Source organism: Rhodopseudomonas sp. (assembly GCF_013377015.1).
Classification (GTDB): Bacteria; Pseudomonadota; Alphaproteobacteria; order Rhizobiales; family Xanthobacteraceae; genus JARJEH01.
This window is the reverse complement of sequence record NZ_JACABA010000003.1, coordinates 348,703-374,536: the sequence shown is the minus strand read 5'-3', so window position 1 is coordinate 374,536 and position 25,834 is coordinate 348,703. Positions and strand designations below refer to the sequence as shown.

At 65.5% G+C, this 25,834-nt stretch carries 24 protein-coding genes; 13 read left to right on the top strand and 11 right to left on the bottom strand.

Features of this window, described 5'->3' with window-relative positions:
- Positions 1-37: 37 nt before the first annotated feature.
- The gene (locus HXX15_RS16860; protein ID WP_296517479.1) at positions 38-448 is read left to right on the top strand and encodes a hypothetical protein; all 411 of its coding nucleotides are present in this window, start codon (positions 38-40) and stop codon (positions 446-448) included.
- A 26-nt stretch (positions 449-474) separates the two neighbouring features.
- Here the strand turns inward: HXX15_RS16860 and HXX15_RS16855 are convergent, their stop codons facing one another.
- From HXX15_RS16855 to HXX15_RS16845, 3 genes are all read right to left on the bottom strand, one after another.
- Positions 475-792, bottom strand: coding sequence for a YkgJ family cysteine cluster protein (locus tag HXX15_RS16855; protein WP_296517477.1), 318 nt, complete (start codon positions 790-792; stop codon positions 475-477).
- A gap of 86 nt (positions 793-878) precedes the next feature.
- Positions 879-1,502: a pyridoxamine 5'-phosphate oxidase family protein gene (locus tag HXX15_RS16850; protein WP_296517475.1), complete on the bottom strand. Its 624-nt coding sequence runs from the start codon at positions 1,500-1,502 to the stop codon at positions 879-881.
- A gap of 69 nt (positions 1,503-1,571) precedes the next feature.
- A complete protein-coding gene (locus tag HXX15_RS16845) occupies positions 1,572-2,123 on the bottom strand; it encodes a carboxymuconolactone decarboxylase family protein (protein ID WP_296517474.1) in 552 nt (183 codons plus the stop codon).
- A gap of 125 nt (positions 2,124-2,248) precedes the next feature.
- Between HXX15_RS16845 and HXX15_RS16840 the strand changes: the two genes are divergently transcribed.
- Positions 2,249-3,148: a LysR family transcriptional regulator gene (locus HXX15_RS16840; protein ID WP_296517472.1), complete on the top strand. Its 900-nt coding sequence runs from the start codon at positions 2,249-2,251 to the stop codon at positions 3,146-3,148.
- 8 nt (positions 3,149-3,156) lie between these two features.
- Here HXX15_RS16840 and HXX15_RS16835 read toward each other — a convergent pair whose 3' ends face one another.
- Positions 3,157-3,576, bottom strand: a complete 420-nt coding sequence (locus tag HXX15_RS16835) for a PaaI family thioesterase (protein ID WP_296517471.1) — start codon at positions 3,574-3,576, stop codon at positions 3,157-3,159.
- Positions 3,577-3,673: 97 nt separating this feature from the next.
- Positions 3,674-4,108 (bottom strand): response regulator, encoded by a 435-nt coding sequence (locus HXX15_RS16830; protein ID WP_296517469.1) that lies wholly within the window; start codon positions 4,106-4,108, stop codon positions 3,674-3,676.
- A 202-nt stretch (positions 4,109-4,310) separates the two neighbouring features.
- Between HXX15_RS16830 and alkB the strand changes: the two genes are divergently transcribed.
- Both alkB and HXX15_RS16820 read left to right on the top strand, forming a co-directional pair.
- Complete coding sequence (gene alkB / locus HXX15_RS16825) at positions 4,311-4,961, top strand: DNA oxidative demethylase AlkB (protein WP_296517467.1); 651 nt, start codon at positions 4,311-4,313, stop codon at positions 4,959-4,961.
- Positions 4,962-5,049: 88 nt separating this feature from the next.
- Positions 5,050-6,282, top strand: a complete 1,233-nt coding sequence (locus HXX15_RS16820; RefSeq protein ID WP_296517465.1) for an MFS transporter — start codon at positions 5,050-5,052, stop codon at positions 6,280-6,282.
- Between the two features lie 16 nt (positions 6,283-6,298).
- Here the strand turns inward: HXX15_RS16820 and HXX15_RS16815 are convergent, their stop codons facing one another.
- From HXX15_RS16815 to hpaH, 6 genes are all read right to left on the bottom strand, one after another.
- Positions 6,299-7,924, bottom strand: a complete 1,626-nt coding sequence (locus HXX15_RS16815) for a thiamine pyrophosphate-dependent enzyme (RefSeq protein WP_296517464.1) — start codon at positions 7,922-7,924, stop codon at positions 6,299-6,301.
- 25 nt (positions 7,925-7,949) lie between these two features.
- A complete protein-coding gene (locus tag HXX15_RS16810; protein ID WP_296517463.1) occupies positions 7,950-8,822 on the bottom strand; it encodes a fumarylacetoacetate hydrolase family protein in 873 nt (290 codons plus the stop codon).
- A 135-nt stretch (positions 8,823-8,957) separates the two neighbouring features.
- Entirely contained in the window at positions 8,958-9,941 is a 984-nt protein-coding gene (gene hpaD, locus HXX15_RS16805) for a 3,4-dihydroxyphenylacetate 2,3-dioxygenase (protein ID WP_296517462.1), read from the bottom strand.
- A 44-nt stretch (positions 9,942-9,985) separates the two neighbouring features.
- Positions 9,986-11,527: a 5-carboxymethyl-2-hydroxymuconate semialdehyde dehydrogenase gene (hpaE, locus tag HXX15_RS16800; RefSeq protein ID WP_296517461.1), complete on the bottom strand. Its 1,542-nt coding sequence runs from the start codon at positions 11,525-11,527 to the stop codon at positions 9,986-9,988.
- Entirely contained in the window at positions 11,520-11,918 is a 399-nt protein-coding gene (locus HXX15_RS16795) for a 5-carboxymethyl-2-hydroxymuconate Delta-isomerase (RefSeq protein WP_296517460.1), read from the bottom strand. Before HXX15_RS16795 ends, hpaE begins: the two co-directional genes overlap by 8 nt.
- Before the next feature lie 25 nt (positions 11,919-11,943).
- Positions 11,944-12,750 carry a 2-oxo-hept-4-ene-1,7-dioate hydratase gene (gene hpaH / locus HXX15_RS16790; RefSeq protein ID WP_296517459.1) on the bottom strand — a complete coding sequence of 269 codons (807 nt, stop codon included), beginning with the start codon at positions 12,748-12,750 and terminating at the stop codon, positions 11,944-11,946.
- Positions 12,751-12,939: 189 nt separating this feature from the next.
- Between hpaH and hpaR the strand changes: the two genes are divergently transcribed.
- The 9 genes from hpaR (at position 12,940) to HXX15_RS16745 (ending at position 25,805) form a co-directional block, all read left to right on the top strand.
- The gene (hpaR, locus tag HXX15_RS16785) at positions 12,940-13,401 is read left to right on the top strand and encodes a homoprotocatechuate degradation operon regulator HpaR (RefSeq protein WP_296517608.1); all 462 of its coding nucleotides are present in this window, start codon (positions 12,940-12,942) and stop codon (positions 13,399-13,401) included.
- Between the two features lie 215 nt (positions 13,402-13,616).
- Positions 13,617-14,762 carry an ABC transporter substrate-binding protein gene (locus tag HXX15_RS16780; protein ID WP_296517458.1) on the top strand — a complete coding sequence of 382 codons (1,146 nt, stop codon included), beginning with the start codon at positions 13,617-13,619 and terminating at the stop codon, positions 14,760-14,762.
- 151 nt (positions 14,763-14,913) lie between these two features.
- Positions 14,914-15,789: a branched-chain amino acid ABC transporter permease gene (locus tag HXX15_RS16775; protein ID WP_296517457.1), complete on the top strand. Its 876-nt coding sequence runs from the start codon at positions 14,914-14,916 to the stop codon at positions 15,787-15,789.
- Complete coding sequence (locus tag HXX15_RS16770; RefSeq protein WP_296517456.1) at positions 15,786-17,561, top strand: branched-chain amino acid ABC transporter ATP-binding protein/permease; 1,776 nt, start codon at positions 15,786-15,788, stop codon at positions 17,559-17,561. Before HXX15_RS16775 ends, HXX15_RS16770 begins: the two co-directional genes overlap by 4 nt.
- Positions 17,561-18,304, top strand: coding sequence for an ABC transporter ATP-binding protein (locus HXX15_RS16765; protein ID WP_296517455.1), 744 nt, complete (start codon positions 17,561-17,563; stop codon positions 18,302-18,304). Before HXX15_RS16770 ends, HXX15_RS16765 begins: the two co-directional genes overlap by 1 nt.
- Positions 18,305-18,316: 12 nt before the next feature.
- A complete protein-coding gene (locus tag HXX15_RS16760; protein ID WP_296517454.1) occupies positions 18,317-19,405 on the top strand; it encodes a malate/lactate/ureidoglycolate dehydrogenase in 1,089 nt (362 codons plus the stop codon).
- 154 nt (positions 19,406-19,559) lie between these two features.
- On the top strand, positions 19,560-20,336 hold the full coding sequence (locus HXX15_RS16755; protein WP_296517453.1) for an aldolase/citrate lyase family protein: 777 nt from the start codon (positions 19,560-19,562) through the stop codon (positions 20,334-20,336).
- 242 nt (positions 20,337-20,578) lie between these two features.
- Positions 20,579-22,102, top strand: a complete 1,524-nt coding sequence (locus tag HXX15_RS16750; RefSeq protein ID WP_296517452.1) for a UxaA family hydrolase — start codon at positions 20,579-20,581, stop codon at positions 22,100-22,102.
- 430 nt (positions 22,103-22,532) lie between these two features.
- On the top strand, positions 22,533-25,805 hold the full coding sequence (locus tag HXX15_RS16745) for a DUF2126 domain-containing protein (protein ID WP_296517451.1): 3,273 nt from the start codon (positions 22,533-22,535) through the stop codon (positions 25,803-25,805).
- The last annotated feature ends 29 nt before the right edge of the window (positions 25,806-25,834 follow it).

Sequence of the window (25,834 nt, the reverse complement as noted above, 5' to 3'; positions counted from 1 at the left end):
CGAATTGCATTGCATGCTGCTGCATTGGAGAGCGCCCATGTGGTCGAGCCGCGAAGCATTCGAGAATGACTTTTGTCCGGTCCGCGAGGATCTGCTCGGTGAAATGTATCGGGCCAATGAGAATGGCCTTCCGCAGCTGGTGGAGAGCGTGTCGTCCGAGGTGAGGGCGATGTTGGCACTGTTCTGCTACCGCCGCAGCCATCTGCACTCGCTGGCGCTGACAATCGCGGCAAGCTGCGACGAGCGCGAATTGATCCAGCTCGGCGGCCGCGTCGGTTCGACGTTGTACGCGCAGTCGCGCGAGACCGCGACAGCTCGCCCGGCCCAGTCATCATCCTACGGCAATCGCAAGCCGATCACGCTGTCGACCACGCCGCTTAGCAGCGTCGCGCCGCTCGAGAACGATCTCGACGACGACAACGATCTCGCCCAGGCGGCGACCGGCTGATCGGGCGGATCTCGTTCTTCCTGATTTCAGAGCAGCGGCAGGCCGAATTTGCGCCGCGCCATCGCGCATTCCGGATCGCCCGGCATGCAGGTGCGGCAAACCTCCGGCCGAACGGCATAGATGCTGCACGCCGTCGCCACTCCGATCTTGCCGGTCAGCGCGCCGCAGCGCTCACCCTCGCAGCGCATTCCCGATAGCCGATCATTGACCAATGAAACCGGGATCAGGTCGAGCGCGGCGTCGTCCTCAATGGTGAAGCGCGGCCAGTTGGCCGAATAGGCGCAGCAGGCGCCGCAGCCCTGGCACGGGCTGGCCGGTTCCGATGCGGTCGCGATCATTGTCATCGCATCATTTTAGCGCGGCCTTGCGGTTTTCGATACGGCATTTTCCGGCGATGGCGAGGTCAGCCGACCCGCGCATGGCTGCGAATTCAGTCAGCGAGCCTGCCGGTTGCCGTCATCAGCGCCGCTTCCAGTTCGGCGATCCGCGCGTCGCGTGACGCCAGCGCTGTGGCGACGTCGGCGGCGTCGAATTTCTGCGGGATGTGCTGCGGACAATTGGTGTCCCAGGCGCTGATCTTGAACACGATCACCTGTTCGGGCCGCGCCTTGTAGCCCTCCGGCATCAGCGATTGCAGCAATTCCGGGTCGTCCTCGACCACGCGCGCCTCGCCCCAGATCTTGATGCGGCGACGATGCGCATAGTCGATCAGGAAGATATTCGCCTTCGGATTTTCTCCGAGATTTCCCTGCGTGATGTATTGCCGGTTGCCGCTGAAATCGGCGAATGCCAGCGTGTTCGAATCGAGAATTCGGATGAAGCCGGGCGGTCCGCCGCGGTGCTGGATGTAAGGCTGGCCATCGGCGCTGGCGGTGGCGAGGAACATGCTGGTCTGCGCCGCCAGAAACGTGGCGAGCTCGCCATCGACCTCGGTGCGCCAGCCACCGTTCTCCTCGACGCGGGCATAGGCCTTGCGCGATCCCTTGCGGGCCTGGATCGCCTTCACCGCGGGCGTGAAGGCGACGTCGCTGGAATACACAGTGCTATCCGACATCGCCGTCATCTTTCGATCATCGACTGCAAAGGGGACGCGCCGCCAATGGAGGGCGGCGCGTCGGTTCGATCAGGCCGCGGCCTTTGCGGTCACCACCGGGAAGTCGATCTCGGTCTTGAAGGCTTCGTTGACGTAGTTGGTCAGGGTGTTGAGCGCGACGTGCAGCACGATCTCGATCAACTGCGCGTCGGTGTAGCCGGCCAGCCTGACGGCGCGCAGATCGTCGTCGGAGACCTGACCGCGCGCATGCACCAGCTTGGCGGCCAAGCGCACCGCGGCATCGGCCTTCGGGTCGGTCGAGCCGCCGTTGCGATTGGCGGCGATCTCGGCCTCGCTCAGCTTCGCCAGGTTCTTGCCGAGATAGCTGTGCGCCGACAGGCAGTAATCGCAGCCGTTGATCTCGGCCACCGCCAGCGCGATGCGCTCGCGGGTCGGCGCGTCCAGCGTGCCCTTGCCGAGCGCGCCGTTGAGGCCGAGATAGCCTTCCAGCGCGGCCGGGCTGGTGGCGACCAGCCGGAACAGGTTCGGAACCACGCCGAGCTGCTTCTTGACAGCGTGCAGCAGCGGCTGCGCGGCTTCGGGGGAGGCTTCGATCGAGGCGGGGACCGGGATACGGGACATGCTGGCTTTCCTTGGGTTGCTTGGGGGAGCGACGCTCTCCCGACGCCGCGGACCATGCTCCACCTTCGAATTTGGGGCAATTATCGATCTTGACACTTCATTGTTGCGATATATGAAATAGTGCCATGGACCGCCTCGACGCCATGGCCGCCTTCGTCGCGGTTGCCGACCTGCAGGGCTTTGCGCCGGCCGCGCGCAAACTCGGGCTGTCGCCGTCCGGCGTCACCCGGCTCATCGCCGCGCTCGAGGACCGGGTCGGCGCGCGGCTGCTGCAGCGGACCACGCGCTCGGTGACGCTGACCGATATCGGCGCGCGCTATCTCGAACGCGCCCGCCGGATCCTTGCCGATGTCGAGGAGGCCGAGGCGTCCGCCGGCGCGGAGCGGACCCTGCCGAAGGGTCGGCTGGTAGTATCGGCGCCGGTGGGCTTCGGCCGGATTCACGTCACCCCGCTGATGTCGGCCTATCTGAAGCGCTATCCGGAGGTCAGCGGCGAATTGCGGTTGTCGGACCGGATGATCAATCTGGTCGAGGACGGCATCGACTGCGCGGTCCGGATCGGGCATCTGCCCGATTCAAGTCTGGTGGCGCGTGGTTTCGGGCAGATGCGGCGCATCGTGGTGGCGTCGCCGGACTATCTGAGCCAGCGCGGCGTGCCGGCCACGCCGGCGGCGATCGCCGCGCACGACACCATTCAGTTCGGCGCGCTCGCCGCCAGCCCGGACTGGCGCTTCGTCGAGGCCGGCCGTGAGATCCGCGTGCCATGCACGCCGCGCTTCACCAGCAATGTCGCCGACGCCGCGATCTGGCATGCCGAGCAGGGCGGCGGGCTGACCCGCGTGCTGGCCTATCAGGCCGCCGACGCGATCAAGGCCGGCCGGCTGCAAATCGTGTTGGCGGATTACGAGGTGCCGCCGCTGCCGATCCACATCGTCTATCCGACCTCGCGGTTGTTGTCGGCAAAGGTCCGCGCCTTCATCGATCTGGCGGGCGAGACCTGCGACTGGCAGTTCGCGACGCGCTGAAGCAGCGCTTATTCCTTCTGCTTCACCACGCTGAAAGTGGCATTGGCGCGGGCGCAGCGCACGCCGTCGACGGTGACGAAGCATTGCGCGAAGCACAGCGTGCGGCCGGCCTTGATCACCTCGGTCTCGACTTGCAGCCATTGCCCGATTTGGGCCGGGCCGATGAAATCGATCGATAGGCTGGCGGTGACTAGCCGCGAGCCGTCTCCGAGTTTAACGCCGCAGCTCAGCCCCATCGCGTTGTCGGCCAGCGAGGTGATCAGCCCGCCATGGGCCAGCCCGCGCGAATTGGTGTGTGGGGCGGCGAGCCGCAGCCCGATGATTACGGCGTCCGGCGTTCGCTTCGAATAGATCGGCTCCCACGGGTCGGTCAGCGGGCTTTGGCGGAAATGTCGGGCGAACCCGTCGGGAATCTCGGTGATCGTCATCAATCCCCCGGTTGCGCGCCTCCGCGCTGATTTCGGAATTGATCACGAACGGCCGGCAATGGCCAGCAAGCGATGTCGCAATGCCACGCGACCAGTCTCAGGGATCGCGAAGTTCGAGCCGGTCCGCGCTGAAGACGCTGTCGACGACCTTGGCCTCGTTCAGGCATTCTCTGACCACGAACAGTAAGGCCGCCGAGGTGAACGGCTTGCGCAGGCAGCGCCAGGCGCCGAGTTCGATCGCCATGCTGAGAAAATCCGGGGCGAGCCGATCGGTTTCGGCGAAGGCGTAGCCGGAGATCGCGACCAGCGGCACCTTGGGCGCGCGCTGGTGGAAGATCCTGACCGCCTCGAAGCCGTGCATATGCGGCATAAAAATATCGACGATCATCAGGTCGAAGCTCGCGCCGGCGAGTGCCTGCAGGCCGGTATCCGCGCCGTCCGCGGTGGTCACTTCGTAACCGTTGCGGCTCAGCAGCGCACTGATCGATGCACAGACCGACGGTTCGTCGTCGACAACCAGAATGCGCGACATGATGGCCTCCGTGGGGGCTGGTCAGACGCTATCGACACAAAACGAGTCCGGACGGTTCAGCGGGGGCGGACTGCCGCGAATCACGCTTACAATCAGTATCAATCGACGGTTGCAGCTTCGTCCGCCCTAAATGATACATAGGCGGCTGAAAATCATTGAGACCCAATCTCAACTGGGATGTGACGCAGGTGCAACCGAAGCGATGAACGATTTGTTCGATAGCCTGCCCGACCTCCGCCCCGTGCGAGAGCAGATCGCGGAAGGTGCCGTGCTGCTGCGTGGATTGGCGCGGGACGGCGAAGCCGACCTGATTGCCGCATTGCGGGACGTCGTTGCTTGCGCGCCGTTTCGTCATATGCAGACGCCGGGCGGCCATCGGATGTCGGTGGCGATGACCAATTGCGGCGCGGTCGGTTGGGTCACTGATCGCAGCGGCTATCGCTATGCCGCCACCGATCCCGACAGCGGCCAGCCGTGGCCGGCGATGCCGGCGCCGTTGCGCGATCTGGCGTTGCGCGCGGCTGTGCAGGCCGGCTTTCCCGGCTTCGATCCCGACGCCTGCCTGATCAACCGCTACCGGCCGGGTGCCAAAATGGCGCTGCATCAGGACAAGGACGAGCAGGATTTCGGCGCGCCGATCGTCTCGGTGTCGCTCGGGCTGCCGGCGACATTCCTGTTCGGCGGCATGGCGCGCAGCGATAAGCCGCTGCGGTTGGCGCTCACCCATGGCGACGTGGTGGCGTGGGGCGGCCCGGCGCGGCTGGCCTATCACGGCGTGGCTCCACTGAAAGACGGCACGCATCCGCTGCTCGGACCGCAGCGCATCAACCTGACGTTTCGCAAGGCGCGCTGAGCGGCGTTGTTGTCCCTCCTTGCACGAGTGAGCGCGGCTTTCCATCGCGGCATTCGCCGGTTTAAGCTGGCGCCGATCGAGGGGCCGCATGACTGAAAAAGCAGACGAGACATCCGCCGCCGGCGCCAACCGCTTCGGCGTCTATCTGGCGGTGCTGCAACTGGTGTTCACGCTGGGCTGGACCGTCTATGTGGTCTATCTGCCGAAGCTCGCCGCGCAGGTCGGGATCGCGCCATCCACGGTGCTGCTGATCCTGATGCTCGATCAGGCGATCTTCACCGTCACCGACACCGCGATGGGGATCGCGGCGGACCGGCTGGCGCCAATCGTCGGCCGGCTCGGCGTGTTCGTTGGCGCGGTGACGGCGCTGTCCTGCGCGGCGTTTGTCGCACTGCCGTTCGTCGCCGGCAATGGTCCGGTGGCGCTGCCTGTGTTCATCGCCCTGATCGTGACCTGGGTGGTCACCTCCTCGGCGCTGCGGGCGCCGCCGCTGACGCTGCTCGGCAAATACGGCGCACGACCGAAACTTCCGTTCCTTTCGGCGCTGGCGATGCTGGGCTACGGCCTGGCCGGCGCGGTGTCGCCCTATCTCGGCGTGGTACTACGCGATCAGGATCCGCGGATTCCGTTCGCGATCTCCAGCGGGGTGCTGTTTCTCGTCGCGCTGTCGCTGTCACGGGTCGAGCGCGGCATGGCGCAATCGGTGTCGGTGCCGGCGAAAGTGGCGGCGGACACCAAATCACTCGGCCAAGTGCCGCTGCTGTTCATCGCCTCGATGGTGATCCTGGCGCTGGGCTACCAGTTCCACTTCAGCGTCAACAGCGCGCCGTTCTTCCTGCGCTTTGCCAAGCCCGCCGATCTGCAATGGTTGATGCCGGTGTTCTGGATCGGGTTCAACATCGCGATGTTTCCGGCCAGTGTCGTCACCAAACGCCATGGCGGCCTGATCGTGATGGGCGCCGCCGGGCTGCTGGGCGCGCTGGCGGTGCTCGGCGCCGAGCAGGCCGGCAGTCTCAACATGCTGATCGTGACGCAATTCATCGCCGGGGCGGCGTGGGGCTGCATGCTGATGAGCGCGGTGTCGGCGGCGCTGGCGATCGGCGAGACCGGCGCCGAAGGCAAGGTGGTTGGCCTCGTGTTCTCGGCGCTGGCGCTGGCGACCTTCGCGCGGATCGCCGCGGTCGCCGGCGGTCTGCAGAAACTGCCGGAGTACGAGCCGCTGCTGCGCTGGGCGCCGGTGGCGTGCTGGGCGGTCGCCGGCTGCGGCCTGCTGGTGCTGGCGGCGTCGCGGCTGCGCGCGCGGCAGGCGCGGACGGTGTAGCTGGGCGTGACGACCTCTACGGTCGTGCCGGATGGATGAATGGCCACGGGCTCGACTCGGAATCCTTCGGCACCTCGATTGCGATCAGATACGGCCCGCCATCGGCCAGCGCGGTTTCCAGTGCCGCCTTGAACTGGTCCGGCGCAGTGACGCGCGCGGCGCCGACGCCGAAGGATTGCGCCAGCCTGACGAAGTCCGGATTGGTCAGATCGGACGCCACGGCGCGGCCCTCGAACAGATTGACCTGATCGCGCCGGACATTGCCATAGGCGCTGTTGTTGAACACCAGCGTCACCACGCCGATCTTGTACTGTACGGCGGTGGCGAGTTCCTGCACGGCGAACATGAAGCCGCCGTCGCCGGTGATCGCCACCACGGCGCGATCTGGATGCGCCACCTTGGCGCCGAGCGCGGTGGGAAAGCCGCTGCCGAGCGTGCCCTGATAGCCCGACGTGATGAAGGTGCGCGGCTGATAGATCGGAAAGCCGTACCACGAGGCGAAGCCGACCTGCGACAATTCGTCGGTGACGATGGCGTCGTCGGGCAGCACCTCGCGCAGGATCTTCAGATAGGCCATCTGCGGCTGCACCGACTGGATCTGCTTCGCGGCCAGCGCCGAGGCCTCGCGGATTTCGCCGCGCCGCGTGGTGGATTTGGTATAGCCCTGCTTGCGCACCGCGGCGGCGAGGTCGCGTGTGCCGGCTTGGGCGTCGGCGATCACGGCGGCGTCGGGGGTGAAGCGCCGCATCTCGGCGGGATCGATATCGATGCGGATCGATTTCTGCCCGTCCGGCCGATACGGCCAGCGCGACATCGTCGCCAGCTCCATCCTGGTGCCGATGCCGATGATCAGATCGGTCTGCGGCCATAGGTGATAGGCGGCGGCGAAGGTCAGCCCGAGTTCATGTGCGTTGCTGACAATGCCGCGGCCGGAGCGGAACGCCACCACCGGCGCGTCGATCAGTTCGGCGAGGTCGAGGATCTCGTCCGCCGCATCGATCGCGCCGCTGCCGACGAAGATCATCGGTGCGTTGCTGGCGGCGACCAGCGCGGCGGCCGCCTTGATGCGGTCCGGATCGGGCTGCGGCGCCGCGAACCGCGCGAACGGCGTGGACGCCGCGACCGCGGCGCGCTGGGTGAAGACGTCCCACGGCATTTCCAGCGCCACCGGGCCGCGTCGGCCGCTCAGCATCTCCTGGAATGCGCGCGACACCTTGGTCGGCGCGTCGTCAGGATAGTCGATCCGGTCGGCCCATTTGACGAAGCTGCGCAGCGTCGCCAACTGGTCCGGCATTTCGTGCAGATGGCCGCGGCCCTTGCCGAGAAACGCCGTCGGCACCTGCCCGGTGAGGCACAGCACCGGCTCGTTGCAGCCGAACGCGGTCAGCATCGCCGCGCCGGCGTTGAGCACGCCGGGGCCTGGCACGACGCTGAACACGCCCGGCCTGCCGCTGGCGCGGGCATAGCCGAACGCCATGTAGCCGCAGGCCTGTTCGTGGCGGGCGCCGACCACCTTGAGCTGCGCCTTGGCGAAGCCGTCGAACAGCCCGTAGATCTGCGCGCCTGGCAGGCCGAACACGGCGTCGACGCCGTGCGCCTTGAGGCCCTGAACGATCGCTTCGCCGCCGGTCAGTGCAGTCATCGGACTTCCAATCGTTGAATCGAGTTCACGCGGTCTCGTCGATCACGCCGTTGCGCAGCACGCCGATGCCGTCAGCTTCGACCTCGACGACGTCGCCGGGTTTGAGATAACGCGGCGGATCGAACCGCGCGCCAGCGCCGGTTGGCGTCCCGGTGACGATGACGTCGCCGGGGACCAGCGTGGTGAACGTCGAGATATAGTGGATCAGATAACGGAAGCCAAAGATCATTCGGCTGGTACGATCGTCCTGCCGGGTCTCGCCATTGACGCGGGTGGTGAGGCGGATATCGGCGATCTGCGCTGCGTCGGTGTAGGGCACCAGCCACGGCCCGAGGCTGCCGGTGCAATCGAAATTCTTGCCTTGCGTGACGTTGAATTTGGCGTGCCGCACCCAGTCGCGAATGGTGCCCTCGTTGCACAGCGTCACCGCGGCGATGTGGTCGAGCGCCGCGGCTTCCGCGATGTGTCGCCCGGCCTTGCCGATGATCAGCACCAGTTCGCCCTCATAGTCGAGCTGCGGTGAGGCGCGCGGCCGCACCAGCGGCGCCTCATGGCCGACAAAGGAGCGCGGCGTTCGCATGAACATGCTGGGATATTTCGGCGCCTCGGAGCCGTCCTTGTATTCGGCGTTGCGGTCCGGATAATTGACGCCGATGCAGATGATCTTGTCAGGCGACGGGATCGGCGGCTGCCAGGCCACCGCGTCAGGAGCAAAATCCGGCGCCAGCTTCGCCGCCTCATCGGCCAGCCGCGTCAGCGCACCGGCGGCGATCACGTCACGCAGCGTCGGATAGGTGGCGGCGTGACGTGCCGACAGATCGACGATGCCACCATCGACCACCGCGCCGTAGCGCGTGATGCCGTTGACCGTGAACGTCGCGAGGCGGTAAGGGGGCATAGGGGGGTCCTGTTGGTGGGCGTCATCACCCGCGGAAGCGGGTGACCCGGTGTTCCAGAGCGCCCAGGTTCGGCATTGACGTTTCGAAATACTGGGTCGCCCGGTCAAGCCGGACGATGACGTCGTAGCGTGGCGTCAATCCGCGATCCTCACATCGGCGACGAACAGCGGTTCGCGCACCTCCTGGCCGAGGAACGGCGAGCCCTGCTCGAACCAGGACCGCGGCGCCGGCGCGCCCCACAGCGTTTGCCGGCGCGGGTCGCGCAGCGACCAGCGCAGCGGCTCGTGGTCGTGGTCCATGGTCTGATAGTCGCTGGAATAGAGTTCGACGCGGTGGCCGTCGGGATCGCGGACATAGAGAAAGAACGCATTGGAAATGCCGTGGCGGCCGGGGCCGCGCTCGAGGCTGGTCAGCAAGCCACTCGACGCCATCACGTCGCACAGATGCAGGATGTTCATCGGGTTCGGCACCCAATAGGCTAAGTGGTGCAGCCGCGGGCCGCGGCCGTTGGTGATGGCGAAGTCGTGGACATTGCCCTTGCGCTGCATCCAGGCCGCGGCGATCCGACCTCCTTCGCCATCCTCTTCGGCATATTCGGTCAGGCGAAAGCCCAGCCGTGCGTAGAAATCGACGGTGTCCTGCACCTCGGCGGCGAACACGTTGAAATGATCGAGCCGTTGCGGGTGGCAGCCCTTGTACAAATCATAGCGGCGCAGCAGATGCGGGCGCTTCTCCATGCTGGCGCAGAATTCCAGCCGGAACCCGAACGGGTCGGTGACGTGCAGGGTGCGGCCCTGGAACGGGCGCTCGACGAAAGAGTACAGCACGCCGTTTTCGGCGAAGAAGCTGCCGGCCTTGTCGAGGTCGCTCTCGTCGCCGACCCGAAAGCCGAGCCGGGCGCAGGCCGGCGTCGCCGCCTTGCGCAGCACCAGCGAGTGATGCTGATGCTCCTCACTGCCGCGCAAGTACGCGCTCGTATTGTCGCGGTCCTCGACATGCAGGCCGATGATGTTCTCATAGAACGCGACGCTGGCGCCGAGGTCGGCGACGTCGAGCACGACATGGCTGCAGCGGATGATGTTGAACGGCGGATCGAAGATATGTTGCGGCACCGGCATGGATATTTCCTGAAACTATCTCGGCTGTTGTTGATTGATGCGTTTCACGTCGAGACCCCCAGCCGTTGGATCTTGTGCGTGCCGCGCGCCAGCGCGACATGTTTGGTTTCCATGTAGAAGTCGAACGAATAGTCGCCGCCGTCGCGGCCGATGCCGGAGGATTTCATGCCGCCGAACGGGGTCGGCAGATGGCGGACGTTTTCCGAATTCAGCCAGATCATGCCTGCCTCCAGCGCGTCGGCGACGCGCAGCGCGCGGCCCATATCGGCGGTCCAGACATAGCCGGTGAGGCCGTATTGCACCGCGTTGGCGATCTCGATCGCCTCGCGCTCGTCGCCGAACGGGATCACGGTGAGGAAGGGACCGAACACTTCTTCCTGCGCCACCCGCATCTCGCCGCGCGCGCCGGTCACCAGCGTCGGCTGCACATAGTGGCCGCCGCCGGGGCCGGCGAACGGCGCGCCGCCGACCGCGATGGTGGCGCCGTCCTGCCTGGCGATCTCGAAATAGGAGCAGACCTTGTCGAGGTGGCGCTGATGGATCAGCGGGCCGATTTCGGTATCGGGATCGAGCGGATGGCCGACCTTCAGCGCGCGGACCCGCGCCGTCAGCTGCTCGATGAATGTGTCGGCGATGCTCGACTGGATCAGCAGCCGGCTCGACGAGGTGCAGCGCTCGCCGTTCAGCGAGTAGATCATGAACACCACGGCGTCGAGCGCGCGCTCCAGATCGGCGTCGTCGAACACGATCACCGGATTCTTGCCGCCGAGTTCGAAATGCACCCGCTTCAGGGTCGGCGCGCCCTGCGCCATAATCGCGGCACCCGTGGAGGTCTCCCCGACAAACGCGATCGCCTTGATGGCGGGATGTTCGGTCAGGGCCTTGCCAGCATCCTCGCCGAAGCCATGGACCGTATTGAGCACGCCATCGGGCACGCCGGCGTCCTTGACGATCCGCGACAACAGGTCCGCGGTGACGGGCGACCATTCCGCCGGCTTGTGCACCACAGTGCAGCCGGAGGCGAGCGCGGGCGCGATCTTCCAGGTCGACAGCATGAACGGCGTGTTCCACGGCGTGATGATCCCGACCGGGCCGATCGGCACCCGGGTCGAGACGTTCCAGTGCTCGTCGCTCGGCATATTGCGGCCGTCGCGTGCTTCCATGCATTTGTCGGCAAAGAAGCGGAAATTCTCGGCGCCGCGGATCGCGGCCTTGGCCATGAAACGATGCGGCTGCCCGGTGTCGATGCATTCCAGCACGGCGATATCGTCGGCGCGCGCTTCGATCGCGTCGGCGACGCGATGCAGCAGTTTCTTGCGGCTCGCCGCCGGCATGTCGCGCCAGGATTTGAACGCGCGTTGCGCGGCTCTTGCCGCGCGGTCGATGTCGTCTGCGTTGCCACGCGCCACCTGCGCCACCACGCTGCCGTCGATTGGCGAGGTGGTCTCGAAAACCTCGCCGGACGTCGACGGCAAGATCTCACCGTCGATGAGATGGCCGATGGCGTCGGCATTGAGTTGCTTCAACAGTGGCGCGGCGCGGTCGCGATTGGCGGCAAAGGCCGCGGCGGTATCGGCTTTAGCCATGTCGGGCCTCGGCAACCAGCAGATCATGGATGCTGTTGCGTTTCCAGCTGGTTTCCTTGTCGTTGACCTGCATGTCGAACGACAGCGCGAATCCCTCGTCGGCGAACAATGGATCGAGAAAATGCGACAGTTTTTTGAAGATGTGTTCGCCGGCCTTCTTGCGCGCGGCGAGGTCGCGGCCTTCGCCGAGCCGCAGCAGCATCGCCAGAAAGTTCAGGCCGTCACGGCCGTCGGCGATGGCGTAATATTCGCAGCGGATGGCGCGGACGCGGATGCCGCCGAGCGCAAACAGCCCGGTCTCGACCGCCGCCGCGCGCACCTCCTCGACGACATCGGCGATATCGACCAGGTCTTCCAGATCGGCGGAATATTCCAGAGTGAAGTGGGGCATGGCTCACATGTCTCAGTTGAAGAATTCAGCCGAAGTAACAACTCACTGTCCCGTAGGGACCATAGTCGGCCTGAATCGTGTCGCCTTTGCGGGCTTCGATCGGGCGGATGAACGAACCGGCCAGCACCACCTGGCCCGGCTCCAGCGCCAGGCCTTGCGGCGCGATCTTGTTGGCGAGCCAGGCCACCGCGGTCGCCGGATGATTCAGGACGCCGGCGGCGAGGCCGGTTTCTTCGAGCTGGCCGTTCTTGTACGCCAGCGCGCCGATCCAGCGCAGATCAGCGTCGAGCGGGCGCAGCGGCCGGCCGCCGAGCACGATTCCCGCATTGGCCGCGTTGTCGGCGATGGTGTCGAAGATTTTTCGCGTCGCTTTGGTCGCCGGATCGACCCGCTCGATGCGGGTATCGAGAATTTCCAGCGCCGGCACCACAAAGTCTGTCGCATTGAGTACATCGAAGATGGTGCAATCCGGGCCGGCCAGCCGCTGCTTCATCACGAACGCCAGTTCGGCCTCGATCCGCGTGGCGATGAAGCGGTCGGTCGGCACCACGCCGCCGTCGGCGAAGAACATGTTGTCGAGCAGGACGCCGGAATCCGGCTCGTTAATGGCGAGCGCGCTCTGCATCGCCTTCGAGGTCAGCCCGATCTTGTGGCCGCGCACGAGAAGGCCTTCGGCCAGCTTGATCTCGATCCAGGCTTTCTGAATGGCGTAGCTATCCGCGATGGTGATCGCCGGATGATCCTGCGACAATTGCCGGATCTGGACCTTGGTCTGTTCCGCGCGATGCAGCCGCTCGGCCGCGGCGCGGATCTCGCTGTCAGTCAATGCCATCTCGGGTCCGTCGCTGTCGCGGAAAGTTGTTGCGCGGCAAACTGATTAACATGTTAAATGATCCGGCTCCAACCGAAACCTGTCTTGCTGCGATGCAAAAGGTTGCGGCGACACAGCGGGTGCACCGAGGCGGGCGGCATGGCGGCGGCGAAAAAACAGCCAGGCGGGCGCGGCGGCAAGCGCGCGCCGATGCGCGAATTCTCGCGCTCGCTGCCGATGCTGCTGCTGCGCGGCCGCGAGGCGGTGATGCGGCATTTCCGGCCGTCGCTGCGGGCGCATGGCTTGAGCGAGCAGCAATGGCGGATCCTGCGAGCGCTGGCTTCGGTCGACGACATTGAGGTCACCGATCTGGCGCGCACCGCCTGTCTGCTGGCGCCCAGCCTGTCGCGGATGCTGCGCGATCTCGAAGCCCGCCGGCTGATCGAACGCCGGGTGCCGAAGGCCGATTTGCGTCGCGGCATCGTCTCGATCACCCCGAAGGGGTTGAGGCTGATCGAAACCGTGGCGCCGTCCTCGGAGGCGATCTATGCCGAGATCGCCAGACGCTACGGCGCCGGCAAGCTCGCCGAATTGCAGGAGATGCTGCGTGGGCTGGAAGCCAGCCTGCAGGCGATGCCGATCGCCGGTGGTGAGGCGGATGGGGAGGACTAACACCGCCTTGGTTAGCTCCCTGCTTGGGCAAAACAATACGTCGGGGAATATCTCCAATGCAGCGCTGTTCATCAGCAATGGAACACGAAGCCGGATCGTCGCGCGGTACCGATCGGCTTTGAGCGAGAGGCCATAGACAGCCGCGCGATTTTTCGATCAAATCAAGCAAGTGAAAGCAGGCCGGCGACAAAGTCCGGCCGCCACGGGAGGATTGAATGAAGCTCACGAGACGCGATTTCGCGGCCGGCCTGGCCATTGGTGTGACCGCCCCCTACGTGATCGGCAGCGCGCGCGGGCAGGGCGCAACCCTCAAGATCGGAATGTGCGCGCCGATTACCGGCCCTGCGGCGGAAGCCGGCAAATACGCCACCGGCGGCGCCAAGCTGGCGCTGGAGGCGGTCAACAAAGCCGGCGGCGTGCTCGGCAAGCAGCTCGAACTGGTGATCGAAGACGACCAGACCACCAATCCTGGCATCGTGCTGGCGTTCTCCAAGCTCGCGGCGCAGCCCGACATCGTCGCCTTCCTCGGCTCGATCCGCTCGACCCAGGTGCACGCGATGGCGCCGGACGTCTTGAAGCTCGGCAAGCCGGTGATGTTCGGCGGCACCGATCCGAACCTGACCAAGCTCGGCAATCCCTGGCTGTTCCGGTTCCGCCCTAACGACTCCTATTCCGGCCGGGTGATCGCCGATTACGGCGTCAACACGCTGGGCAAGAAGAAGTGGGCGGTGCTGCACTCCACCGACGCCTTCGGCACCGCCGGCGGCAAGGCGCTCAGCGACGCACTGGGAAAACTCGGCGCGCCGCCGGTGCTGGATCAGGGCTACGCCAACCAGAGCCAGGACTTCACCCCCGTGGTGCTGGCGATCAAATCCTCGGGGGCCGACATCCTCGGCTCCTACTTCACCTTCGAGAACGACCTCGGCATCTTCGCGCGGCAATTGCGCCAGCTCGGCGTCACCATTCCGTGGGTCGGCTCGCCCTCGATCGTCAACGTCACTGCGCTGAAGCTCGCCGGGCCGGCGCTGTACGGCACCTACGGCGTCGCTGACTACGCCGAGGATTCCAGCCCCGGTTCGAAGAAATTCGGCACCGCCTATCGCGAAGCCTACAAGGTCGCCCCTGACAATCAGAGCTCGTGGCCCTACGACGCGGTCACCGTGCTGGCTGCGGCGATCAACAAGGCAGGCAGCACCGACCCGCAGAAGATCCGCGAGGCGATCATCTCGATCAAGAAGTTCCCCGGCGCCGAAGGCGAATACAATTTCGACGACAAGGGCGATGGCCTGCACGGCTACAACATCGTCAAGAACGACAAGGGCAACATCGTCTTCGACAAGCACATCGAGTTCACCGACTGATCGCGCACGGTGCCGAGTTTGATTGGAGCTGCGCGGCCGTTGCTCCCTCTCCCCGCTTGCGGGGAGAGGTGAGGTCCGTGCTCACAACTGACGTCCCAACCAAAATGCAAGGTTCGCTTGCCCTCGCAATGACGAATCGGAGCTGCTGCTGATGGACCTCGCCTTACAATTGCTGTTCACCGGGATCGGGATCGGCGCGGTCTATGCGCTGGTCGCGCTCGGCTTCGTGCTGATCTTCCGTGCCACCAACGTCGTCAATTTCGCGCAAGGCGAGTTCTCGATGGTGGCGGCCTATCTGATGGTGGTGTTCGCGGTCGATCTCGGCTGGCCGTACTGGGTCTCCTTCCTTTGCGCGCTGGCCGGGATGGCACTGCTCGGTGCGATCTTCAATCTCGGTGTGTACTATCCGCTGCGTCACCGTACCTTTTTGCCTGTGATCATCGCCACCATCGGCGCCTCGATCCTGATGGCGAACTCGGTGCTGGCGATCTACGGCCCGCAGCCGCAGGTGCTGGAGGGCTGGTTCGAAACCCCCGGCATCCAGCTCGGCCCGGTCTATCTCGACAGCCAGTATCTGTTGATCATCGCGGTGACCTGCGTGCTGGTGGCGTTCAACTACTGGTTCTTCGAACACACCATGGTTGGCAAGAAGCTGCAGGCGACCTCGCAGGACAAGGAGATGGCCTCGCTGCTCGGCATCTCCGTGTCCACCATGATCATGATCACTTTCATCTATTCGGCGGTGCTCGGCGGCCTCGCCGGCATCCTGGTGGCGCCGATCCTGTTCGTCTCGATCCAGATGGGCTCGACCATCGCGCTGAAGGCATTCGCCGCCACCATCATCGGTGGCTTCGGCGACGTCACCGGCGCGATTATCGGCGGACTGTCGCTCGGCATCATCGAGACCTTCGGTGCAGCGTATATTTCCGTGCCGTACAAGGACGCCTTCGCCTTCCTGGTGCTGGTGCTGTTCCTGGTGTTCCGACCCCAGGGCATCTTCGGCGAACGCGTCGCGGAGAAAGCATGAGCGCCAGCGACAACATGCCGATCGCCGTCATCACGCCGCGCGCCAAACCGCTGCTGCTGCGGCATCTGCCGTATTTCATCGGCGCCGCGATCGTGGTGGCGCTGGCCGCGACCATGAGCTTCGACGGCTACATCCTCAACATCCTGATGCAGGCGACCACCTTCGCGATCGCGGTGTTCGGGCTCTCAGTGGTGCTCGGCCTGTGCGGCCAGATCAATCTCGCTCAGGCCGCGTTCTTCGGCTTCGGCGCCTATGCGGTCGGCATCGGCACCACCGACTTCCAGATGAGCTACTGGCTCTGTCTGCTGGCCGGCTGCGTCATGGCGCTGGTCGCGGGCGCCATCCTCGGCGCTTCGACGCTGCGGCTCGGCGGCCATTACCTCGCGATGGTGACGATCTCGTTCCAGCAGATCGTCACTTTGGTGATGATCAACGCGATCTGGCTGACCCACGGCCCCGACGGCGTCGGCAAGATCGGCCGTCCGGCGCTGTTCCAGACCCAGCAATCCTATCTCGCCTTCTGCGTCGCGACGCTGGCGCTGATCGGCTATTTCGTCTGGCATCTGCCGGATACGCGGCTCGGCCGCGCGATGCGCGCGGTGCGCGACAACGAACTCGCCGCCGGTGTCGCCGGCATCGACGTGTTCCGCACCAAGGTCTACGCCTTCGCGATCTGCGCGGTGCTGGGCGGGCTCGGCGGCGGCCTGTTCGCCGGCGGCTTCGCCTATATCAGCCCGGACCAGTTCTCTTTCGCGGAATCGATCGTGTTCCTGACCATGTCGCTGCTCGGCGGCGTGGCGTCGCCGATCGGCTCGGCGATCGGCACCGGCCTGCTGATCCTGATCCCCGAATGGCTGCGCTTCCTGAAGAGCGTGCCGGGGCTTTATCTCGCGATTTACGGTCTGTCGGTGATCCTGATCATCCGCTTCATGCCGGACGGCATCTGGGGCTTCGTCAATGTCGCCACGCAGCGCTGGCGCGCCAAGGCGCGAGTCCACGCCGCCGGTCCGCCGCTGCAACTCGCGCCCGGCAAGGTTGGCGGCGAAATCGTGCTGGAAGTTACCGGGCTGTCGAAATATTTCGGCGGCCTGAAAGCGGTCGACAATGTCGACATCGCGGTGCGCCGCGGCGGCGTCCACGCGCTGATCGGGCCGAACGGCTCCGGCAAGACCACCACGCTGAACGTGCTGTCCGGGCTCTATCACGCCACCGCCGGCAAGGTGATGCTCGACGGCACCGACATCACCGACATGCAGCCGCATCTGCGCACTGCCGCCGGACTCGGCCGCACCTTCCAGAACATCCGGCTGTTCCGCTCGATGACCGCGTTGGAGAACGTGGTGATCGGCGCCGAGCGGCCGGGCAATGCGCTGGTCGACACCAGCGAGGACGCGCTGACCCAGCGCGCGATGTCGGCGCTGGCCTTTGTTGGCCTCGGCCTGCGCGCCAACGAATTGATCTCCTGCTTTTCCTACGGCCATCAGCGGCTGATCGAGATCGCGCGTGCGCTTGCCGCCAATCCGACGCTGCTGCTGCTCGACGAACCGGCCGCCGGCCTGAATTCCAGCGAGAAGCTCGAACTGCATGAACTCCTCAAGCGGATCGCGGCGCAAGGCCTCACCATCCTGATCATCGATCACGACATGACACTGGTCTCCGAGGCGGCGCAACATATCACCGTCTTGAATTTCGGACGCCGCATCGCGGACGGCGAATCGATGGCGGTGCTGCGCCATCCCGACGTCGTCTCCGCCTATCTGGGGACCGAATAATGCCGCTCCTCGAAATCCGCGACCTGATCGTGCTGTATGGCGAGATCGAAGCGCTGCGCGGCGTCTCGCTCAGCGTCGAGGAAGGCCAGGTGGTGACGCTGCTCGGCGCCAACGGCGCCGGCAAGTCGACCACGCTGCGCGCGATCTCCGGGTTGGCGAAACCCGCAGCCGGCGAGATCCTCTATCAGGGCCAGTCGATCGTCGGGCTCGGCCCCGAGGCGATCGTGCGGATGGGCATCAGCCACGTGCCGGAAGGCCGTCGCGTGTTCCCCGGCCTGACGGTGAAGGAAAACATCATGCTCGGCGCCTCCAATCGCCGCGCCAAGAAGTCCGAGCTGTCGCGCGAGGCGGATGCGATGTTCGACCTGTTTCCGGATATTCGCGCGTTTTCCAACGCGCTGGGCTGGACACTGTCGGGCGGACAATTGCAGATGGTGGCGGTGGCGCGCGGCCTGATGGCGAAGCCACGGCTGTTGCTGCTGGACGAGCCGTCGCTCGGCCTGGCGCCGGTGATCGTGCAGGCGGTGTTCCGGATCATTTCGGAAATCCGCCGCACCACCACGGTGCTGCTGGTCGAGCAGAACGCGCGGATGGGATTGTCGGTGGCCGATTACGGCTATGTTCTGGAAACCGGACGCATCGTGCTCGGCGGCAAGCCGGACGAATTGTGGGGCAACGAGGCGATCGCCGCCGCCTATCTGGGCGGCCATGCCAAGCAAGCCGCGACCGCGGCCAACGTATAAGAAACGGACAGCATGGTTACACTGCAAGTCGAGAGACTGATCGATTTCGTCGCGGACGTCTTTGCGCATACCGGCTCTTCGGACGCCGAATCGCGGCGGATCGCCACCTATCTGACCACCGCGAACCTGACCGGTCATGACAGCCATGGCGTGATACGGGTGCCGGTCTATGTGCGCTGGCGCAATGCCGGCGCGGTGGTGCCGGACCAGATCGTGGATGTCCCGGTTGATACGCCGTCGCTGGCGGTGATCGACGGCAAGTTCGGCTATGGCCAGACCGTCGGCCCGCAGGCGGTGCGGATCGGGATCGAGAAGTGCAAGGCCAATGGGCTTTCGGCGATCGCGTTGCGCAATGCCGGCCATATCGGCCGGGTCGGCGACTGGGCCGAAATGGCCGCGGCCGAAGGGCTGGTGTCGATCCATTTCGTCAACGCCGCCGGTTCGATTTTGGTGGCGCCCTATGGCGGCGTCGAGCGACGGCTGTCGACCGCGCCGTATTGCGTCGGAATTCCGCGGCCCGGGCAGGACCCGATCGTGCTGGATTTCGCCACTTCGATCGTCGCCGAAGGCAAGGTGCTGGTGGCGGCGCGCGGCGGCAAGAAGCTGCCGGCCGGCGCGCTGGTCGACGCCGACGGCACGCTGAGCGAGGACCCGGCGGTGCTGTATGGACCGTACGAGAAGGACGGCCCGATCAACCACGCCAATGGCAGCGGTGCGATCCGCGCCTTCGGCGAGCACAAGGGTTCCGGCCTGGCGCTGATCTGCGAATTGTTGGGCGGTGCGCTGACCGGCAACGGCGCCACCAGGCCGGACCGGCATATGACCAACGGCATGTTCGCGATCTATGTCGATCCGAAACGGATCGATCCCGACAATTTCTTCGACGGCGAGGTCAAGCGCTACATCGATTACTTCAAGGCCAGCAAGCCGATCGCCGGCACCGAGGCGGTGCTGATCCCGGGCGATCCGGAGGCGAAGACCCGCGCCGAGCGCACCGCGAACGGCGTGCCGCTGCCCGACGACACCTGGGCGGCGATCGTCAAGACCGCGCGCGAGGTCGGCGTCACCGAACGCGCGGTGCAGACCGCTACGGCGGCGTGACACCGCACCCACGCCCTCATCCTGAGGAGCGCGCTCTTGCGCGCGTCTCGAAGGATGAGGTGTTCGGCCTCATGGTTCGAGACGGCGCTGCGCGCCTCCTCACCATGAGGGACTAGCTTCGTATTTGCATCATAAAGAAAAGGACCGGCAGACTATGGCCAACAACGTCAAGAAAATCTGGGCCTCCGGCAAGGTGGTGGTCAATGCCTGGCTGGCGATCCCGTCCGGCTTCTCCGCCGAGGTGATGGCGCAATGCGGCTTCGACAGCGTCACCGTCGATATCCAGCACGGCGTGCAGGACTATCAGTCGATGGTGTCCTGCTTTCAGGCGATGAACGGCCATCCGGTGACCCCGATGGTGCGGGTGCCGTGGAACGAGCCCGGCATCATCGGCAAGGTGCTGGACGGCGGCGCCTATGGGGTGATCTGCCCGATGGTCAACACCAGGCAGGAAGCCGAGAACTTCGTCTCCTATTGCAAATATCCGCCGCGCGGCACCCGCAGCAACGGCCCGATCCGCGCCGGCATGTACGGCTCGGGCGGCAGCTATCAGGACACGGCCAACGCCGAGACGCTGTGCATTCCGATGCTGGAAACCCGCACCGCGGTCGAGAACATGGAATCGATCCTCGACGTCGAAGGCATAGCCGGCGTCTATGTCGGGCCCTCCGATCTCGGCTTCTCCTACGGCCTGGTGCCGAAGCTCGACCGCGAGGAGCCGGAGATCCTCAAGATCTACGACAAGCTGATCAAGGAATGCGACAAGCGCGGCATCTACCCCGGCATCCATTGCTCCGGCCCGGTCGGCGCCGCGAAAAATATCGGCATGGGCTTCAAGCTGGTGACGCTGCTCAACGACAGCGGCATCATGGCCACCGCCGCCAAGCAATGGGTCGGCGAGACGCGGAAGAACTCGGGCGGCAAAGCGTAGCGCAAGCCGTGGCGAGGCGTAGCGTAAGGCGTCGGAATGGCTTGCATCGTCGGCGCCGCTTGACTCATCGTCATCGCCCGGCTTGACCGGGCGACCCAGTCTCCCAGAGCGTGGGAGTTTCTCTCCGCTGCCGAAACGAAACAGTAAGGCCGGGCTTACTGGGTCGCCCGGTCAAGCCGGGCGATGACGTGGTACGCGCTGCGCCGTTGCGGAATACTTGCCGAGCATTCAAGGAGCCCACCATGTCCGTATCCACCACGATCCGCCTGCATCCCGACGACGCCGTACTGATCGCGCGGACCACGCTGTTGCCCGGCATCGCGGTCGCCGATGGCGTCACCACCAGCGAGCGGATTCCCGCCGGCCACAAGGTGGCGATCCGGCCGATCGCAACGGGCGAGCCGATCCGGCGTTACGGCCAGATCATCGGCTTTGCGACGCAGGCCATCGCGCCCGGCCAGCATGTGCATACGCAGAATTGTGGGATGGGCGATTTCGCCCGGGACTACGCCTATGGGGTCGACGTCAAGCCGACGCCGAACTTCGATCTGCCGGCCACGTTCGACGGCATCGTGCGCGGCGACGGCCGCGTCGCCACCCGCAACTACATCGGCATTCTCACATCGGTGAATTGCAGCGCCCACGTCGCCAGCATGGTCGCCGATGTATTCAAGAAGAGCCCGTTCAGCGGCCACAATCCGCTGGCCGACTTTCCCAACGTCGACGGTGTGGTGGCGCTGACCCACAAGACCGGCTGCGGCATGACCCAGGACGAGCCGTTGCGGATTCTGCGCCGCACGCTCGGCGGCTATGCGCGGCATGTGAATTTTTCCGCGGTGGTGGTGCTGGGGCTGGGCTGCGAGATCAACCAGATCGGCGGCTTGATGCAGGAGCAGAAGCTCGCCGGCCGCTTGCGCGAACTCGAGATCCAGGAACTCGGCGGCACCCGCAAGAGCGTCGAGGCCGGCGTTGCCTTCGTACGCGAGGCGCTGACCGATGCGAACAATGTGAGACGCGAGCCGGTGTCGGCGAGTGAGCTGACGGTTGCTTTGCAATGCGGCGGCTCCGACGGTTACTCCGGCATCTCCGCCAATCCGGCGCTTGGGCAGGCCAGCGATCTGTTAGTCCGTCACGGCGGCACTGTGATCCTGTCGGAAACGCCGGAGACCTACGGCGCCGAGCATCTGCTGACCCGACGCGCGGTGTCGCGCGAGGTCGGCGAGAAGCTGGTCGCGCTGATGCGCTGGTGGGAGGATTATTGCGCGCGCGAGGGCGCCGAGATGAATGCCAATCCGTCGCCCGGCAACAAGGCCGGCGGCCTCACCACGATTCTGGAAAAGTCGCTCGGCGCGATGGCGAAGGCGGGCAGCACCAACCTGGTCGACGTCGTGGGTTATGCCGAAGCCATTACCAAGAAGGGCTTCAACTTCATGGATACGCCGGGCTACGACCCGGTGGCGGCGACCGGGCAGGTCGCCGGTGGCGCCAATCTGGTCTGCTTCACCACCGGGCGCGGCAGCGTGTTCGGCTGCAAGCCAGCGCCGTCGATCAAAATCGCCACGAACACGCCGATGTTCCAGCGGATGGAAGAGGACATGGACATCAATTGCGGCACCATCCTCGACGGCGACGAGACCGTCGAGCAATGCGGCCAGCGCATCTTCGACCTGATGCTGAAGACCGCATCGGGCGCACCCACCAAAAGCGAGAACTTCGATTTCGGCGGCGCCGAATTCGCCCCCTGGGTGCAAGGCGCGACGATGTAGGTTCTCATCCTGAGGGACCAAGTGAGTCCCTCATCCTGAGGAGCGGCCCCTTGGCCGCGTCTCGAAGGATGAGGCCGGTTCACCTGAGGGGGCCACCATCCTCATGGTTCGAGACGGCGCTGCGCGCCTCCTCACCATGAGGGACCGTGCCGTGCGATCCTGCGACAAGTCATTCCGGGGCGCGAGGCCGCAGGCCGAGCGAACCCGGAATCCTGCCGCGGGTATATGGCCAGCGGCGCTCGCCGCAAGATTCCGGGTCCGCTCGCAGCTTCGCTGCGCGCGCCCCGGAATGACTGCTTTGGCCGATCGTCTCCCCGGAATCGTCGCCCGAAAACCGCCCGCATCGCGGGCAAATCTTGCCCGTTGTTAGGGCTTGCTCTGCATCTGCTCCGGTGTTCTGCTCAAAAATAATGCTGGAGTTACCCCGCCTGTGTCGATCTTCGTCGCGCTACACCACGTCACCCATTACAAATACGACCGTCCGATCGACCTTGGCCCGCAGACCATCCGATTGCGCCCGGCGCCGCACACCCGCACGCCGATCCTGAGCTATTCACTCAAGGTCACGCCGGCCAACCACTTCGTCAACTGGCAGCAGGATCCGCAGGGCAACTGGCTGGCGCGCTTCGTGTTTCCGGAGAAGGCGACGGAGCTGAAGATCGAGGTCGACTTCACCGCCGAAATGACGGTGATCAATCCGTTCGATTTCTTCGTCGAGCCGTCCGCCGATTCGTTTCCCTTCACCTACAGCAAAGACCTGAAGATCGAGCTCGCGCCCTATCTGGCGACCGAGCCGCCGGGGCCGCTGTTCGCGGCCTACCTGGCCGAGATTCCGCGGCAGGCGCCGAGCACGGTGAATTTCCTGGTCGAGCTCAACGCCAAATTGCGCGACCGGATTCGCTACATCATCCGGATGGAACCGGGGATCCAGACCCCGGAGGAGACGCTGGCATCGGGCGCGGGCTCGTGCCGCGATTCGGCCTGGCTGTTGATCCAGACGCTGCGCCATCTTGGCCTCGCGGCGCGATTCGTCTCCGGCTATCTGATCCAGTTGCGGCCCGACATCGCGCCGGTCGATGGGCGGGTCGAGGTCGAGAACGATTTCACCGATCTGCACGCCTGGGCCGAGGTCTATTTGCCCGGCGCCGGCTGGATCGGCTTCGACGTCACTTCCGGGATGCTGACCGGCGAGGGCCACATCCCGGTCGCCGCCACGCCGCATTACCGCTCGGCGGCGCCGATCTCGGGCGCGGTCGGTTTCGCCGAGGTCGAATTCGCCTTCGAGATGAAGGTGAAGCGAATCCGTGAGGCGCCGCGCATCACCAAGCCGTTCTCCGACGAATCCTGGGCGCGGCTTGACCGGCTCGGAGAGCAGGTCGACTCCGATCTGAAGGCGCATGACGTCCGCCTCACCATGGGCGGCGAGCCGACCTTCGTCTCGATCGACGATCTCGAATCGCCGGAATGGAACATCGCCGCGGTCGGCCCGACCAAGCGCGGGCTGGCCGACGATCTGATCCGGCGGATGCAGAAGCGGTTCGCGCCGGGCGGCCTGTTACATTTCGGCCAGGGCAAATGGTATCCGGGCGAGAGCCTGCCGCGCTGGGCGTTCGGCCTTTACTGGCGCAAGGACGGCGTGCCGATCTGGAAGAACCCGGAGCTAATCGCCCGCATGGAGGGCGAGCGCCCGGTCAAAATCGACGAGGCCGAACGCTTCGCCGAAGGCACCGCGCGGCGGCTCGGCATCGGAACCGACTACGTGCTGCCGGCGTTCGAGGACCCCGGCCACTGGCTGCAGAAGGAAGCCGGCCTGCCGCCCAATGTCGATCCGACCGACAGCAAATTGTCGGATCCGGAAGAACGCGCGCGGATGGCGAGGGTGTTCGATCAGGGCCTCAACGTGCCGAAAGGCTTCGTGCTTCCGATCCAGCGCTGGAATGCCGAGGCCGATCGTTGGCGCAGCGAGCGCTGGAAATTCCGCCGCGGCAATTTGTTTCTGACGCCCGGCGATTCCCCGCTCGGGCTGCGGCTGCCGATCGCCTCGCTGCCCTATGTCGCGCCCGAAGACTATCCCTACATCGTCGAGCAGGATCCGATGGAGCCGCGCGATCCGCTGCCGGACGGCGCGGAGGCGAAGCCGGACGGCAAATCGCCGCAGCAGCGCGAGAAGGTCGCGCGCCGTGCCGCCCCGGTGCGCACCGCGATGTCGATCGAAATCCGCGACGGCATCCTATGCGCCTTCATGCCGCCGGTGGAAAAGCTCGAGGACTATCTCGAACTGATCGCGGCGGTGGAGGCCACCGCCGAAGAGATGAAGGTTCTGGTTCACATCGAGGGCTATCCGCCGCCGTTCGACCCGCGCGTCGAGGTGATCAAGGTGACGCCCGATCCCGGCGTGATCGAGGTCAACATTCATCCGGCGCAAAGCTGGCGCGAGGCGGTCGACACCACCTTCGGACTTTATGAGGAAGCCGCCCAGGTCCGGCTCGGCGCCAACCGCTTTCTGATCGACGGCCGCCACACCGGCACCGGCGGCGGCAATCACGTTGTGGTCGGCGGCAGCAAGCCGGAGGATTCGCCGTTCCTGCGCCGGCCCGATTTGCTGAAGAGCCTGGTGCTGTACTGGCAGCGGCGTCCGTCGCTGTCCTACATGTTCTCCGGCATGTTCATCGGTCCGACCAGCCAGGCGCCGCGGATCGACGAGGCCCGCCACGATGGGCTGTACGAACTGGAGATTGCGCTGGCGCATGTGCCGAAGCCCGGCACCAAGGCGCCGCTGTGGCTGACCGATCGATTGTTCCGCAACATCCTGGTCGATATCACCGGCAACACCCACCGCGCCGAAATCTGCATCGACAAGATGTATTCGCCGGACGGCGCCACCGGCCGGCTCGGCCTGGTGGAATTCCGCGCGCTCGAAATGCCGCCGGACCCGCGGATGAGTCTCGCGCAGCAATTGCTGATCCGGGCACTGATCGCCAAATTGTGGCGCGAACCCCAGCAGGGCAATTTCGTGCGCTGGGGCACCACGCTGCACGACCGCTTCATGCTACCGTTCTTCCTGTGGGAGGATTTCAAGGGCGTGCTCGCCGAGCTCGGTCAGTCCGGCTATCCGTTCTCGCCCGAATGGTTCGAGGCGCAGTTGGAGTTTCGCTTCCCGGTGTTCGGCAGCGTCTATCATGGCGGCGTCACGCTGGAAGTCCGGCAGGCGCTGGAGCCGTGGCATGTGATGGGCGAGGAAGGCTCGGCCGGCGGCACCGTGCGCTATGTGGATTCCTCGGTGGAGCGGCTGCAGCTGAAAGCCGAAGGCTTCGTCGAGGGTCGCCACGTCATCACCTGCAACGGCCGCGCGCTGCCGATGACGCCGACCGGCCGCTCCGGCGAAGCCGTCGCGGCGGTGCGGTTCAAGGCGTGGCAGCCGGCGTCGGGTCTGCATCCGACGATTCCCGTGCATGCGCCGCTGGTGTTCGACATCGTCGACCGCTGGAACGGCCGCTCGCTCGGCGGCTGCGTCTATCACGTCGCCCATCCGGGCGGCCGCGCTTACGAGACCAAGCCGGTCAATTCCTACGAAGCCGAAGCGCGGCGGCTGGCGCGCTTCCAGGACCACGGCCACACCCCGGGATGGATCGATCCGCCGCGCGACGAACGCTCGCTGGAATTCCCGCTGACCCTCGATCTGCGGCTGCCGCTGTCGCATTGAGCGGCCCGCTCTGGAATCCCCCGGCAACG